Below are 14,892 nucleotides of genomic sequence, written 5' to 3' on the forward strand. Positions count from 1 at the left end.
GGCGCAGAGCGACAGCCTACCTCTGACTGCCGCCAATCTTTGCAACAGAGCCGATCATCTGACATTCGGTCATCTCCACCCGGCCGAGCGGCACGGGGAATCCGAGCTCCGGTGCGTCGAACTCGAGTTCGACTTCTCCGACCCGGATCTCGCCCGCGAACGGGTGGGTGTTGCCGAATCCGCGCTGAGTGGAGTATCCGAGAGCGAGAAGGAACCCTTCATCGCCGCGCGCCAGCCCCTGCAGGCGCTCGGCGCGGCTCATCGGGTAGACCGTCGGCTCGCGAGTGAGGTCGGCGGGCTCGGGGTCGTTCCAGTCGGCCGGGTGGTCCGGTTCCAGCAGGGCGTCGGCGCCCAGCAGGTCGGAGACCCTGGGCATCGGCGTGTGCTGCTCATCTCCCAGCGCGGGTCCCGCGGTTCCCGGCTCAGCGAAGAGCCGATGCGTGTAGTCGAAGGTGGCACCGAGCTGCTGTCCACCGGGGATGTCCTTGAACGTTGCTGACACCCGTCGTTGAGGGGTGAGTGCCGCCGTGTCGACGGGCTCCGAGTAGCCGAACCGAGGAAGGGTGGTGCGATAGGAGCGGACCAGAGTGACGGCCTCGACGACGTCGCCCTGGCACTGGATGATCGCGCGGGCGGCGAGGGACGGGTCGTACAGCGACCCCTCCGTCATCACCCGCGATACCAGCACGGGCAGCTGGCCGGCGACAGCGTCCTTGGTGATGCGAGGAATGTCGTGACTGCCACGGCCCTCTTTGGCGAGGAGAGCGTGAGCGTTGGCGATGGCCTTCTCCCCGCCCTTGACTGCGACGTACATCAGGCCTCCGATCCAGGGATGGATGCGGCGATAAGCCGCGTGGTGCGGGGAAGAGCGACAACCGAGTTGTCATCGACGACCAGCAGGTCGACACCGCGGGGGAAGAGCGACGCGTTCTTCGCCCAGACGTCTGCGAATCCCGTGGGCACCCATGGAGCATCGATCTCGACGATGCCGTCAATACCCGGGCCCACGCCCGTGAACCGATCACCCTCCCCGCGGGCGCGAGCGTCGAGGATGATGGTCGCCGAGCGATGGGGCGCTTCGTCGCTTCCGTGAGCGAGCGCCTCCAGGTCCGGGAAGGAGTCCGGGGTGGCGAAGACGAAGTCAGCGGCACCGATGGAGGTGGCGAGACGTGCACCCGTGTGGAACGACAAGTAGTGCACTGCGGAAGCGTCGTGAGCGAGCGCCTCATGGAGGGCGACCGGAGACTGCTCGTCCAGGATCGTCATCGCGACGGCCGCCAGGCCCGGGCCCAGAGAGGCAGGCGCCTTGGCCGGGCCTTGGATGGAGTATCGCTGGCCCGGGTGAGCCAGCGCGTCGAGGATCGCCCGGAAAACGCTCTGCGCCTCGCGGGTCGGGTCAGCGAAGCCCGGGGCAGGGGCGGCCGTGCCGCTCTCCGATGAGGTGATCATGCGTGCTCCCTTGCGACGGTGAAGAAGTCGACCTTGGTGCTGCGCGCGTCGGCCGCCCGCGCGTCGTCTTCGCGCCGCTGCGCCTGAGCCAGCGGGGTGATGACGTCGGCAAGGACTCGCTCTCGCTGCCCTGCGTCCTGGAGGAGTCCGTCGAAGGCGGCAGCGAACCACGCGTGGTCGACGTCGGTTCCCAGCGCGTAGGACGTGCCGACTCGCTCGTGCTCGAGCGGCGCTCCGTGCACGCGGAGAGTCGCGCGGACGACAGTGGCTTCGCCGAGGTTGAATCGGTCCCCGCCGGCGCCGGCACGGCCGCGCACCATGACGAGCCCCGCCTCCGGCCCGCGGACCGTGTCCACCTTCGGTGTGATCGGCTGGGCCGCCCAGGCATCGGAGAGCTGAGAGGTGCTAGCGAGTGCGAGTACTCGCATCCACCTCTGTCGCTCCGCGACGTGATCAGTTGGACTCGTCACTACTGCCTCCTTGGTTGTCCAGGTTTCTGGATGATTCGAGCCTAGAAGCGACACCGCAATGTTGTCTAGTTTTCTAGATGACCAGTAGATGTCCGAAACATGAATGTCAGTGGTACGGATCGGAAGCGAGCGATGCGGACGGTAATGTACGGAGACGATGACCATCTCTCACCGCTCTTCGACCGGATACGCGACGTGGCGCCTGATCGCCGATCAGCTGCGCAGCGAGATCCTCGACGGCACCCTGTCACCGGACGCTCGACTGCCAACTGAGGCCGAGATGGCCGCACGTTTCGGCGTGAACCGCAATACCGTGCGCCAGGCGCTGTCGACCCTCGCCGGCGAAGAGCTGATCGTGACGAGACAAGGCGTCGGCACGTTCGTCGTGCCTCACACCGTCCTCGTCCACCGGATCCGCCTGCGCACCAGGCTCAGTGAGAGCATCGGCGACCACGATGTCTCCACGCGGAGACTCCTTGCCGCAGAGCTGGTGCGCGAGGTTCCGGACGACGCTCGCGAGCGACTTCGGCTCGGCGCGGGAGGGGCCCTGCGCGTCGACGCGGCGACCGATCTCCGAGGAAGCACCATCGCCCGCTCAACAGCGTGGATGGCGCCCGGCCTGGTCCCAGGATTCGAGACACAGCTCGCCTCCACCGGTTCGGTGACCCGCGCCCTGAGGGCCGTCGGCGTCGACGACTACGTCCGCTCCTGGAGCCGCGTCAGCGCTCGAGTCGCGACAGGCGCGGAAAACACGGATCTCGGCCTCCCTCCCGGGTCGACGGTCCTCGTCGTCCGTTCGCTCGACACGCTTCCGGATGGGACGCCGCTGCAGTACAGCCTCGCGCGCTTCCGCGCTGACCGTGTGGAACTCGACGTGCAGGCCGACCTGCATGCGGAGGATTGACGCAACTTCCACTGTTCACTTCGATGTGGAACTTCGTTCACGGATGATGGTTAGCGTGGAAGCATGACCGACACCATGAATCTCCGCGTGCTCACCCTGAACATCTGGATGGACCCGCGTGATCGCGCCGAACGCGACGCACTCCTGCTCCAGGGCCTCGAGGAGCACGACGCCGACATCGTCTTCCTGGGGGAGGTCCTGCGCACCCCGGAGCGTGACGCCTACCAGATCGTTAAGGACAGCTCCCCCCTGCACTGGCACCACGCCTCGGACTACCGCGAGATCGGTTGGCTCCCCTGGGGCACCGCCGTCGGCACACGGTGGGAGCCGAAGAGCGTCGACATCCACACGCTCCCGGCAGCGAACGGACCGCACGTCTGGGAGATGGTGCTCCCGCTCCCCATCGGCGTCGACATGCTCTTCCTCGGCGCACGTCCGAGCTGGAAGTTCACCGATGAGGCAGCCCGCGTCGAGCAGGCGCTATTCGTGACAGAGCTCGAAGAGCGCCGCCGCCAGGTCGCGCCGACCATCCTCGCCGGCGACTTCGACGCGGCGCCCGACCAGGACTGCATCCGCTTCTACACAGGGAAGTCCGCGGTCAACGGCCGCAGTGCCGCGTTCCGCGACACCTTCGCCATCGCGGGCGACGGCACTCCCGGCTACACCTGGACCACGGACAACCCGTGGGTCGCACGCACCGTCGTCGACGGCCAGGGCATCGTCCCGAACTACTTTGTGCAGGAACCGCACCACCGCCGTATCGACTACGTCTTCGCCGGGTCGACCGAGAATCACGGACTCGTGGAGAGTGTGATCACGAACAGCAAGGTGGTGTTCGCGGAGTACCCCACCGCGAGCGACCACTACGGCGTCCTCAGCGACATCAGCCTCAAAGCACTGTCAGAGCCGACCGCCGTCTTACCCTGAGGCCCCACGCATCCCGCATGACAGAAGCGGCGCAACCTTCGGGTTGCGCCGCTTCTGTCATGCGGGGAATCCGTTGGCCCGCACCGCGATTACACCCCGTGGATCTGCTTCGCCTTGGCCGACAACTCCGAACCACGTCGCGTCCGACCGGGGTCTTCCGCCGCGAGCGCCGAGCACAGAGCATCCAGCACCGCGAGATGGATGAACCGGCTCATCGTCGCTTCGAGCTGGAACCGCGTCTCTCCGGAGCCTGCCACGAGAGAGATCATCGCCTCGCCCACTAGCGGGTGTCAATGGCCAATAGGAACTGCCCGTGGGCGGCCAGCAGAAATGCCCGCTGGTGGCCACGGAAACTGCCCACTCATGGCCAACAGATCTGCCCACCAGGGTGTTGGTGGCGTTGGCCATGTCGAGGGCGTCGTCGTTTAGTTCATCGCGGTGACTCCTTTCCCGGCGAGGGCCTGGGTCAGCCGGATGGAGTCGCCCGATGTCTGGCAGACGTGCGCGTGGTGCAACAGCCGGTCGACGGTCGCCGTCGCGAGGGTCTTGGGCATGAGTTCGTCGAACCCAGCGGGGTGCAGGTTCGAGGACACCGCGATGGAACGTTTCTCGTAGGCGGCATCGACGAGTCGATAGAGGCCCTCGGCGGCGTCCGCACCGACTTCGAGTAGCCCGATGTCATCGACGACGATCAGATCCGCGCGGAGGATCCGGGCCACGACCCGGCTGACGGAGTCATCGGAGCGGTGCGCGCGGACCAACGCGCCGAGATCCTCGAGCCGGAACCACGCGACCCGCATCCCGGCCTCGACAACCTGTTGCCCGAGGGCCTCGAGGAAGAACGTCTTCCCCGTGCCCGATGGCCCGCAGACGACGACGTTCTCCTTCCGGCCGATCCATTCCAGGGTCCGCAGTGCCTGTTGCGTCGGGACCGGGATCGAGGACGCGGACTCGTCCCAGGTGTCGAAGGTCTTCCCGGTCGGGAACCCGGCGGCCTTGCGCCTCGTGGCGAGCATGGACCGGGCCCGGCCGGTGACCTCCTCGACGAAGAGGGCCTTGATGACCTCGGCCGGTTCCCACCGCTGGGACTTCGCGGTCGCGATCAGCTCCGGCGCCAACGCGCGAGCGTAGGGCATCTTTAACTGCCGCATCAACGCTTCGAGGTCAGCGGGGAGGACGGGCGCGGCAGCCTGGGTGACGCTCACGCGCTCTCCTCCAGATCATCCGTGACGGCAAGGTCGACCCCGGGCGTGACGGGCTGCCCGATCGCCGCCCAGCCGGCGGTGCCCTGCGCCAGCGACGCTTTCTCATCGGCTCGGTGCGCCTTGCCCTTGGAGACGGCCGCGTTGAGGATCGACGCGAGGTCACCGGTCGCGAACCGCCCGTAGGTGGCCGCCTCACCCAACGCAGCGTCGACCTGGGCTGTGCCGCTGATCTTCGCCACCGCGACCGCTTCGGCCATCTTCACGTTCATCCGCGCCGTGCCCACCGCGGCCGCTTCCAGCAGCCAGGCGTGAGCGCCGGCGCCGATGCCGAGGAACTCGGCCTCCGCGGCGCTCCTGGCCTTGATCGTGTAATCGCCCGGGACCTTCTCCCGATGGTCGGGGAAGTGCGCGTCATCGATCGCGGGACTGCCCGGCCGGGCCCGGTTATGCCGCGCGACTTCGACGGGGCCGTCGGAGCCGACGTGCACGACGATGACCTGCTCGTCGGTGCCGACACCGTGGGAGCGGACGAACACGCGGCCGCCGAGCAGGTGAGCGGGGACGGAGTACTGGCCATTCTCGAACGTGACCATCGGGGTGTTGTCCGGGACGCTGCGCGAGAGCCCGAACGCGACCGTGTGCGCGGTGTCGGGGACCCGGTGCAGCCGGAGCTGTTCTTCCTCGAGCATCGCCGCGGGCTTCCGCCGGGTGGCGCGGTGTTCCCGGTTGTTGACGTGGTCCATGAACGCGTCGCACGCCGCTTCCACCTCGGCGAACGAGGCGTACTCGGGTAACAGGTTCGTGTCCTTGGGGACGATGTCGGCCTTGGCGAGCTTCACCGAGGACTCCACCCCGCCCTTGGACGCCGGATCCGCCGGCTGACAGGTCAACACTGTCACCCCGTAGTGGCGGGCGAAGTCCACCGTCTGCTGGTTCCGCACCGGGACCCCGGCGATGTGCGACACGGTGACCGTTTTCTCGTTGTCGGTCAGCACATAGGTCGGGGCGCCGCCAGCGGTCCTAAACGTGCGATCCAACGCCGCGAACACGCTCGGCGCGGTCCGGTCCCGCAGCGGAATGACGATCCGGAACCGACACCACGCCAACCACGCCACGAACAACACCGTCTTCTTCCCGTCGATCACCGGGCCGTCGCCAAAGTCGTACTGTAACCACATCCCCGGCTCCGTTATCCAGGGGCGGTGCACCCGGACGTGGCCGAGCCGGTAAGCGGCGCGGACCTGCGCGACCGCCCGGCGGGTCGAGCGTTCAGAGCCCTCATAGCCCAGCGCGACGAGCCTGTCGTGAGCCTTATCAGCCCGGATCTTGCCCAGAGACTTCTCGACCCATTCCTCGATCTTAGGCAGGAACGGGTCCGTGACCCGGCCCCGGAACGCCGGCTCGGCGATCGGTCTCCCGGCATCGCGAGCGGCAACATGCCGCGCAACGGTGTGGTGCGAGCAACCGGTCAGCTCCGCGGTCGCGCGCAACGATCCAGTCAGATCGTATGCCTCAAGTATTTCCATGACTTCTCCGTCTAACTTCATTACAGGACCTCTTCCTGGGTGACTTTGGTGCGTCTAGACACCGCAATCAAACCCCGGGAAGAGGCTCCCGCCGCATAACCGGGCGGGGTTCCGAAAAGGAAGTGGGCAGATCGGCTCTGTTGCAAAAATCGTGAAGCTTGAGCATGCTTGGCGGAGATTGGACGGACGGAACGATGACGGATTTCAAGTGGCGCCATTTCCAGGGTGATGTGATCCTGTGGGCGGTGCGCTGGTATTGTCGCTATCCGATCAGCTATCGCGACCTTGAGGAAATGCTGGCGGAACGCGGCATTTCGGTCGACCATACGACGATCTATCGCTGGGTCCAGTGCTACGCCCCGGAGATGGAGAAGCGGCTGCGCTGGTTCTGGCGGCGTGGCTTTGATCCGAGCTGGCGCCTGGATGAAACCTACGTCAAGGTGCGGGGCAAGTGGACCTACCTGTACCGGGCAGTCGACAAGCGGGGCGACACGATCGATTTCTACCTGTCGCCGACCCGCAGCGCCAAGGCAGCGAAGCGGTTCCTGGGCAAGGCCCTGCGAGGCCTGAAGCACTGGGAAAAGCCTGCCACGCTCAATACCGACAAAGCGCCGAGCTATGGTGCAGCGATCACCGAATTGAAGCGCGAAGGAAAGCTGGACCGGGAGACGGCCCACCGGCAGGTGAAGTATCTCAATAACGTGATCGAGGCCGATCACGGAAAGCTCAAGATACTGATCAAGCCGGTGCGCGGTTTCAAATCGATCCCCACGGCCTATGCCACGATCAAGGGATTCGAAGTCATGCGAGCCCTGCGCAAAGGACAGGCTCGCCCCTGGTGCCTGCAGCCCGGCATCAGGGGCGAGGTGCGCCTTGTGGAGAGAGCTTTTGGCATTGGGCCCTCGGCGCTGACGGAGGCCATGGGCATGCTCAACCACCATTTCGCAGCAGCCGCCTGATCGGCGCAGAGCGACAGCCTACCTCTGACTGCCGCCAATCTTTGCAACAGAGCCCTCATGAGGTCCTTTGGTCGGCAGAGGACTTCTGGCGTGTAGAAGACCGTTCGAAATCGGTTCGCGAGGGCGTAGTGCTTCGCGTCGTGCTCCCCACGCGGACCCCACTCGTTGATGTACGCCTCGAGCGCGTCCCAATTCGCGTACCGACGAGCGGAGTTGGTCTTTCCCACGCCTGCAGCGCCGTGGCAGATCCCGATGGTCTTCTCTTTCCGCACGGCGTTGGCGAACTCGGTGAAACGTCGGTGTTCTTTGGTGACGATAAATGCTTGGTTCATCACTCGTCCTCTTCGTAGGTGCGCAGCTTCGGCCGCCGCTTTGTGGGTTCGGGGATGCGAGGTTCCTCACGGGTGGCAACGGTCGGGATGCGGTCGTTGATGGCTCGCCGCAGCTGCTTGCGACGGGCGCGGCGAGCCGTTTCGATGTCGCGAAGACTGAGGCGCAGGTTGGGGTGGGCTTCATCGATAGCGGTACAGATGAACGTGTCCCGGTCATAGACCCGGATCTCGGAGATGTCGCGGGGGTCGTACCGGATCGTGATGGTGTGGCCGACGAACGGGGCAAGAGTGGGGGCGAGGTAGCGCTGGCCTTGGAAGTGGATACCGTCGCGTTGCACGACTCGGTTCTTCGGAACAGTGAGGAGAAGTCCGTCGAGCTCTTGGAAGCTGTCGGGCATCCGTGGCAGCCATCCGTCTGCAACCCAAGCGTCCCGCGGCGAGATCCCCAGCTCACTATGGGGCCGGTCGTTGTAGGTGCCAATAAACTGGCCGATAGCACGATCGAGACCGGCAAGGTCGAGGACAGGCGTAGGTGCCCGACTGCCGGGTCCAAGGTAGCCAGGTAGTGCGCTCAGGAGTTCCGTGTTGATCGTGCCGAAGAACCTCTCGATCTTGCCGCGCCCCTGAGGCCTGCCGACGGTTGAGTGGATGATCCTGACATGCAGGGCGATCGCGGTTCGTTCGAGGTGGTGGCTGATGAAGTCGGAGCCGTGGTCGACGTGCAGGATGTCGGGGATGCCGCACATCGCCCACGCGGGGTCGGTCTTCCGCCAGATCGCCTGCCGGAGGGCGAGGGCTGTGTTGATAGCTGAGGGTGCACCGCTGAACACCATGAACCCGCAGATCGCACGGGAGTAGTCGTCCATCACGGTCGTCAGCCACGGCCGGTCAGGTTTACCGTCAGCGCCGACGATGAGGATGTCGAGTTCAGTGTGGTCGGACTGCCAAGTTTGGTTCGGGTGTTCAGCACGGCGCCGGAAGACGAGCTCGTGCTTGTCTCGGTACGAGGCCGGCCCCTCCAGCGCCAAAGTGACAAGAGCCGGATCGAGGGCCTGGACGATCTGCCGCACGGTCGCATAGCTCGGAGCCCGCAGCTCACGCGCCTGCGCATCAGTGACGGCGAGACGATGCAGCGTGGCGACACTCGGGCGCGGCCGAGTGAGTGCCAGCTGTTCGATGAACGCGACCGTCTCTGCTGAGGTTCGGCGGACACCTTTGTCCATACGCGCATGAGGGTCGAGGGATGCGACGCCGCCTGCTCGATAGAGCTGGTTCCAACGCTGCAGAGTCCGAGCGGAGATCCCTGTTTCCCGAGCGAGGACGGCGAGCGGGATCTGGTCTTCGACATGCAGCCGAAGAACACGCCACCGCTCGGCCGCATCCACGAGTCACCTACACGGTGGTGCTCTCGCGGGCCGCAGAGGCTTGCTGATGCCGGTACAAAGTGGCTCGGCTCCACCCGACGAGCTTTGCCGCATCCTCCGCGGTGCGGCCCTTCGCCCGGGCCTCGGAGACGAGCTTGAGTTTGTCCGCTACAACCACAGGATCGGACAAAGGCCGACCAAACTTGGTGCCCCCATTTCGAGCGGCTGTGATTCCTGCGTTCACACGCTCGGTGATCAGCTCGCGTTCATACTCGGCCAAGGTGGCAAGCATGTTCAGCATCAGCCGGCCCGACGTCGTCGACGGGTCAATCCCATCCGAGATGCTCTTCACCTGTATGTCACGCCCTCGGAGCAGCTTCACCGTGTTCAGCACATCGATCAAGGATCTTCCGAGGCGATCGACTCGCCACACGACGACGGTGTCGCCGGGCTGGGCGTGCTCGAGGAGCTTCTTCATCCCGGGGCGTGAGATCGCGGTCCGACTGCCCGAGGTGACGTCGGCAAAAATGTCCCGCTCCTGCACGCCCGATTTGACCAGAGCCTCAACCTGCAACTTTGCGTCTTGGCTTCTGGTGCTGACCCGCGTATATCCAAGATGTCTCACGGCTCCATTCTGCCTTGGAAATAGCTAGAAACGTCGACGCAAAGACACTTCGCGGTGAGACATGTTTCCAAGACAAATGTGACCCGGAATTCCACCGTTAGTTCCTGAGGCTCGAGGGAGGCTTCGCGTGTCTCGAAAAGCTTTTGATTGTCAACGCATGTCGATGTCCGTCATGCCTTGGATCCCGGACATTCGGGGGTGTGGTGCAGGAAAGCTGGGGAGGCGAGAAGCACCCGGAAAGCGGCGGTTGACGCGTCGCACTGGATGAAATTTCCATCACAGTTTTGGCGTGGAGTGTTCATCCACGGTTTGGTCGGACGCCACCGATGCGACATCTGGTCCTCCTAATTTGGGCGACGTGACCAGAACCGATCTTTCATCCTCACGCCTTTGGCGCGGCGACGGACAACCTCTGCTCGAGCAGATCCGCCTTGCAAGTGCATCGTTCTCCGAATCGGAGAAGCGAGTTGCGCGCTCGATCCACGCCGATCCGCGTGTCGTCATGACGAGCTCCGTGACGGAGTTCGCCCAGATATCTGGAACGTCGGTCGGGTCAGTTGTGCGGTTCTGCCAGAGGTTCGGTCTGCATGGCTTCCAAGAGTTCAAGCTCCTACTCTCGCGCGAAACCCCGCCCGATAGCCCGGGCCCGACCGATGCAGAGGATCCACTCATGAGCACTGTGCGGGGGACTCTGCGTGAAAGCGCGGACGCACTGGAAGCAACCGCCACTCACATCGACCTCAGCGACGTGACGACCATCGTCGACGCCCTAGCATCGGCCCGACGCATTCGGTTCGTAGCAGTGGGCACGTCCGCTCCGCTTGCCTCAGACGCAGCCTATCGACTTACGGCCCTCGGACTCGACGCGACGTTCACCCCCGACTTCATCGCCCAACACGTCGCCGTCCAGGGCCTTGATGAGCGCGACGTCTGCTTTGTCATCAGCCACACGGGATCGACGAAAACGACGCTCGAGGCGGCGCGCACCGCTGCCAATTCAGGAGCGAAAGTCATCGGCATCACGAGCTTCCTCACATCCCCGCTCACAGAGATCGCACACGCGCTGATCGTCGCGGGGAGCTCGGAGACGCGGCATCGAGTGGAGGCGATGACCAGCAGAATCGTGCATCTCTCACTTCTCGATGCCATCTACAGCGTGCTCACGATCCGAGTCAGCGGCGCGACGGAACGGCGTGACGAGGCCGAGAAACTCGTCAACTCCCACCGGATCTGATCCGGCTCGAGCCCCATAGACAGAGAGCGAAGATCGTGAACGGACAGGTCACCGACACCGACGGCAACCCGCTGGCGGACATCCGGGTAAGCGACGGGAACACCGTCGTGCATACTGCGGCCGACGGGAGGTTCCAGCTGGAGACGGACGCGCGTTTCGTGTTTGTGGTGCGTCCGGTGGGTTGGCGATGCAACCAATGGTACTTCGACGGTCGCGAATCCGAGGTGACCTTCACCCTGCAGGCGTCCCCAGTAACGCTTCCGCTTCGCTTCGCTCATCTCACGGACACGCACATCGGTGATGGCGGCAACTATCCGCAGCCCGCGGAACTTGGCACGGGTGAACGTTTGTCTACATTGCTGACCAAGATCGTCGAAGACCAACCGGACCTGCATTCCGCGATCATCACCGGTGACCTGACCGACCACGGCCTCCGCGAGCAATACCGCGAGTTCCGCGAAGCAATTTTCGACACACCAATCCCCGTGCATGTAATTCCCGGCAACCACGATCACATGACGGAACAGACGAGCGATGTCGTCAGCCGCAACGGCTACGCAATCCACTCCGGAGAACCGCGCCACTACGAAGCATTTCTCGGCCCGCGGTGGTATTCGTACGATCTTCCCGCACTGCACGTCGTCGCCATCGACTGGTTCACGCACGAGCTCGGCCGGGATCACGAACAGCAGAATGCCTGGCTGAGGGCCGACCTCGAAGCACTCGACGAGGACATTCCCTGGATCCTACTGTCGCATGATCAGCCAGGCTCCTCGATTCTCTCTGGGCTCCCGAGGCCCCCCATCGCTACATTCTCGGGGCATCGCCATACGTCGCGGGTCGTACGTACTGCGGACACGCTGCACGTCAACACTCCACCTGCGCTCTTCGGTGGCGTCGATCTTTCTCCGGCGACCTACCGCCTTATCACGTGGGACGGCGTAACGATCGGCGTCGAGACGCTCCCTACCGATCCGGATCCTGCCCAGACCCCCGCGGTACTCCTCCCAGCCGCGGCCGAAGCGGCGCGCTGGCGCCGGAGCGTCGGGACGCCCGGCCAGCGTGCCCCTTTCGCGATCGCCAAGGGCGTCATCGTTCTTCCCCTCGCCGATGACGACCACGCTTCGGGGGGTCTCTTCGCGGTCGACGCCGCGACGGGCGGGCTGCTCTGGCACGCCGACCTTGATGCTCCCGTGCGTTCGGCCCCCGTGGTGCACGGCGCGAGCGGCACGGTCCTGTGCACATCGGTATCCGGAACGACAGCGGCGTTCGAAATCTCCACGGGGCGACAGCTATGGCGGAAGCACACCCCCGACCCACTCAGGCTCTTCGGGTTCACTCCGCCAGCAATTCACGAGAATCTCGTCCTCGTGGGCGATCACTCCACCTTGCGCGCGCTCGACATCGACGACGGACACACGATCTGGGAGCGACGGGACATAGCGCCGTACCAGATCTTCGCCCTCCTCGCCGCGCCCGTCTTCTGGGAGCGACGGGCAGCCGACGACGCGTCGGCTCTCATCGTCTGGAGCGGATTCCCTGAGCCGCGAGTCCCTGTCCTCCTGGATCCGGAGACGGGCGAAACGTTCGGGGACCGACTTGCGGAGAGCAACACAGATCTCCTCGAATCGTTGCGCGGTTCGTCCCCCCTCCCGATCCGCACGCCGCTCATCGAACCTGCTACGGGTGATCTGATTGCGACCGGGATCACTGGAGTGTTCCGACGTCCCACGAACAACGACGCGGTGAGCTGGTTCCAAGCGAGCTCGATTCCGTGGAACCCGACGCCGCCGTACTGGACGCTGGAAGGAGTTCTGTTCTCCGACGCGGGAGGCAGCGTCTATCTCAGAGACGCGGCGAGCGGCGAGACACGCTGGCACGCAGAGGTCGCGGCTCGAAGTAATGCCTGCCTACTCACGTACAGGCGCACTCCTCATCCGCTCTTCGCGGCGCCGACGATCTTGGACAAGCAGGTCATCCTCCCAGCCCTCGACGGTGACATCATCACCCTCGATCTCGGTGATGGCGCCCTGCGCTCACGGTTCGCCACCGGCATCCCAATCCTCGTCTCCGTGCAGCGCTTCGAGGATACGACCGTCGTGCTCCACGCCGACGGCACACTCTGCGCCTACCCGAGCGCAATCGTGCAGGGGGAGGAGTCGTGAAGCACCGGAGTATCGGTTGGGTGCTCGTAGCACCCGCGCTCGCACTCATCGGATTGTTCGTGCTCTTGCCGGGCGTGCTTGCGCTCGTCGGCAGCCTCTTCCGCATCGATCTCGGCGACCGCACCGTATGGACCTGGGCCGGTATCGCGAACTACACGGCGATCCTCACCGACCCTGCGGTACAGCAGGCACTGTGGAACACGGTCGTCTACTCAGTCCTCACCATTGTTCCCAGCCTCGTGCTCGGACTCGGCACCGCCATGCTTGCGCACTCGTTTACTCGAGGTCGACCCGCGCTCCAAGTTCTGCTCTTTCTCCCCTTCGCCACCAATATGGTCGCGATGGCCGTCGTCTTCCGCTGGATCTTCGCGTCGAGAGGAGGCTTCGTCAACGAGGTCTTCGCCGTCGTCGGCATCGGACCCGTCAACTTCCTCGGCGATACCTCGACGGCGCTGTTCACTGTGGCTCTGGTGGGCATCTGGCGCCTGACATCCTTCGTGATGATCTTCTATCTCGCCGGCCTAACAAGTATTCCAACGGCGTTGCACGAGGCCGCCGCCGCCGACGGACTGGGCTCGTGGGCGAAGTTCCGACGGGTCACCCTTCCCCTGCTGCGCCCCATGACCGTGTTCGCGACGGTTATGGCCGTCCTGCAGTCGGTCCAGGTGTTCGACACCATCCACGTCATGACGGAAGGTGGCCCGCTCGGTTCCACCGAGACGGTGCTCACGATGACCTGGCGGCTTGGGTTCGTCTACTTCGACCTCGGCCAGGCGGCGGCGCTCGCATCAATGCTCCTTGTCGTCCTGGTTCTCATCGGAGTGATTCGGCGACGGGCATTTACTGGAGATAAGGAAACCGTATGACCACCAAAATCTCGCTCCGCCGCTCCCTGTCCCATTCTCTTCGGTGGCTGCTGGCTCTCGTTGCCATCACGATCTCGGTTTTCCCAGTGCTGTGGATGCTTCGCTTGTCGCTGTCTCCGGCTGACGAAGCAGTACTCGACGGTATCCAGCTCCTGCCGAGTTCTTTGGACTGGGGCAACTACGCACGAGCGTGGGAGAGTGCGGATCTCGGCCACGCAATGCTCAACGGAGCGCTGGTCACGGGCAGCATCCTGATCATCCAGATCATCACCGTGATCCCCGCGGGCTATGCGTTCGCAAAGCTCCGATTCCGAGGTCGCGACGCAGCCTTCGCTGTCATCCTCGCGTGTCTTCTGGTGCCGACGCAGGCTACAGCGCTGCCGTTGTACCTGGGCATCGGCTCCATCGGACTTGCGAATACCTTTGCGGCCTTGGTGCTCCCGTTCATGACCAGCGCGATCGGGATCTTTATGCTCCGTCAGCACATGATCACGATTCCCGACTCGCTCCTTGAGGCCGCGAAGGCGGACGGCCTCGGCACCCTCCGCACGCTCGTGCACGTCGTCGTCCCGTCGTCGATGCCGACGATCGCCGCGTTCGCAGTTTTGTCCGTCTTCACGCACTGGAACGACTATTTGTGGCCGCTACTAGTCGCCCGCGACCCTTCGCTGTACACACCGCCGCTGGCTCTTTCGATCTTCCAGCAGGCGGAGACCGGCACCGCGTACGGCGAGCTCGCTGCCGCAGCCATGCTCGTCACCCTCCCCATCGTGGTGCTGTTCATCGTCGCTCAACGCAAGTTCGTCACGGGCATCGCCGGTGGCGAACTGCCCGGGTGATGACAGTCAACCCGACTCCACAGTTTC

General features: G+C 64.6%; 14 protein-coding genes and 1 pseudogene. 7 read left to right on the top strand and 8 right to left on the bottom strand.

The window, feature by feature from the left end; translation table 11 throughout:
• Positions 1-16: 16 nt before the first annotated feature.
• From ACQBJO_RS14510 to phnG, 3 genes are read right to left on the bottom strand one after another with little or no spacing between them, the layout of a single operon-like run.
• Positions 17-814 carry a carbon-phosphorus lyase complex subunit PhnI gene (locus tag ACQBJO_RS14510; RefSeq protein ID WP_329864222.1) on the bottom strand — a complete coding sequence of 266 codons (798 nt, stop codon included), beginning with the start codon at positions 812-814 and terminating at the stop codon, positions 17-19.
• Positions 814-1,449, bottom strand: coding sequence for a phosphonate C-P lyase system protein PhnH (gene phnH / locus ACQBJO_RS14515; protein WP_071330051.1), 636 nt, complete (start codon positions 1,447-1,449; stop codon positions 814-816). The genes ACQBJO_RS14510 and phnH overlap by 1 nt, the downstream gene beginning before the upstream one ends.
• Positions 1,446-2,084 carry a phosphonate C-P lyase system protein PhnG gene (gene phnG / locus ACQBJO_RS14520; RefSeq protein ID WP_083391846.1) on the bottom strand — a complete coding sequence of 213 codons (639 nt, stop codon included), beginning with the start codon at positions 2,082-2,084 and terminating at the stop codon, positions 1,446-1,448. Before phnG ends, phnH begins: the two co-directional genes overlap by 4 nt.
• Between phnG and phnF the strand changes: the two genes are divergently transcribed.
• Together phnF and ACQBJO_RS14530 are read left to right on the top strand one after the other, a co-directional pair.
• Entirely contained in the window at positions 2,077-2,823 is a 747-nt protein-coding gene (gene phnF, locus ACQBJO_RS14525) for a phosphonate metabolism transcriptional regulator PhnF (RefSeq protein ID WP_071330049.1), read from the top strand. The genes phnG and phnF overlap by 8 nt on opposite strands.
• A 63-nt stretch (positions 2,824-2,886) precedes the next feature.
• Positions 2,887-3,750, top strand: coding sequence for an endonuclease/exonuclease/phosphatase family protein (locus ACQBJO_RS14530; RefSeq protein ID WP_330194010.1), 864 nt, complete (start codon positions 2,887-2,889; stop codon positions 3,748-3,750).
• Between the two features lie 425 nt (positions 3,751-4,175).
• On the opposite strand, the gene istB is transcribed toward ACQBJO_RS14530, so the two are convergent.
• Entirely contained in the window at positions 4,176-4,955 is a 780-nt protein-coding gene (istB, locus tag ACQBJO_RS14535) for an IS21-like element helper ATPase IstB (protein ID WP_033105166.1), read from the bottom strand.
• On the bottom strand, positions 4,952-6,502 hold the full coding sequence (gene istA, locus ACQBJO_RS14540) for an IS21 family transposase (protein WP_052166742.1): 1,551 nt from the start codon (positions 6,500-6,502) through the stop codon (positions 4,952-4,954). The genes istB and istA overlap by 4 nt, the downstream gene beginning before the upstream one ends.
• Positions 6,503-6,675: 173 nt before the next feature.
• Between istA and ACQBJO_RS14545 the strand changes: the two genes are divergently transcribed.
• Positions 6,676-7,440, top strand: a complete 765-nt coding sequence (locus tag ACQBJO_RS14545; protein WP_001389365.1) for an IS6-like element IS6100 family transposase — start codon at positions 6,676-6,678, stop codon at positions 7,438-7,440.
• A gap of 86 nt (positions 7,441-7,526) precedes the next feature.
• Here ACQBJO_RS14545 and ACQBJO_RS14550 read toward each other — a convergent pair.
• The 3 genes and pseudogenes from ACQBJO_RS14550 to ACQBJO_RS14560 all read right to left on the bottom strand — a co-directional run.
• A pseudogene (locus tag ACQBJO_RS14550) lies at positions 7,527-7,772 on the bottom strand (AAA family ATPase); the annotation flags it as partial.
• Positions 7,772-9,157, bottom strand: coding sequence for a Mu transposase C-terminal domain-containing protein (locus ACQBJO_RS14555; protein WP_329747759.1), 1,386 nt, complete (start codon positions 9,155-9,157; stop codon positions 7,772-7,774). The gene ACQBJO_RS14555 and the pseudogene ACQBJO_RS14550, both read right to left, overlap by 1 nt.
• A gap of 7 nt (positions 9,158-9,164) precedes the next feature.
• Positions 9,165-9,761 (bottom strand): recombinase family protein, encoded by a 597-nt coding sequence (locus tag ACQBJO_RS14560; protein ID WP_329747760.1) that lies wholly within the window; start codon positions 9,759-9,761, stop codon positions 9,165-9,167.
• Positions 9,762-10,119: 358 nt separating this feature from the next.
• Between ACQBJO_RS14560 and ACQBJO_RS14565 the strand changes: the two genes are divergently transcribed.
• From ACQBJO_RS14565 to ACQBJO_RS14580, 4 genes are read left to right on the top strand one after another with little or no spacing between them, the layout of a single operon-like run.
• A complete protein-coding gene (locus tag ACQBJO_RS14565; protein WP_167492488.1) occupies positions 10,120-10,995 on the top strand; it encodes an SIS domain-containing protein in 876 nt (291 codons plus the stop codon).
• 35 nt (positions 10,996-11,030) lie between these two features.
• Positions 11,031-13,160, top strand: a complete 2,130-nt coding sequence (locus ACQBJO_RS14570) for a PQQ-binding-like beta-propeller repeat protein (protein WP_069388522.1) — start codon at positions 11,031-11,033, stop codon at positions 13,158-13,160.
• Positions 13,157-14,026, top strand: coding sequence for a carbohydrate ABC transporter permease (locus tag ACQBJO_RS14575; protein WP_421009274.1), 870 nt, complete (start codon positions 13,157-13,159; stop codon positions 14,024-14,026). Before ACQBJO_RS14570 ends, ACQBJO_RS14575 begins: the two co-directional genes overlap by 4 nt.
• Positions 14,023-14,865 (top strand): carbohydrate ABC transporter permease, encoded by an 843-nt coding sequence (locus tag ACQBJO_RS14580; protein ID WP_069388521.1) that lies wholly within the window; start codon positions 14,023-14,025, stop codon positions 14,863-14,865. Before ACQBJO_RS14575 ends, ACQBJO_RS14580 begins: the two co-directional genes overlap by 4 nt.
• Positions 14,866-14,892 lie beyond the last annotated feature (27 nt).

Origin of the sequence: Janibacter zhangyanbonis (assembly GCF_050507325.1) — a bacterium.
Taxonomy (GTDB): Bacteria; Actinomycetota; Actinomycetes; order Actinomycetales; family Dermatophilaceae; genus Janibacter.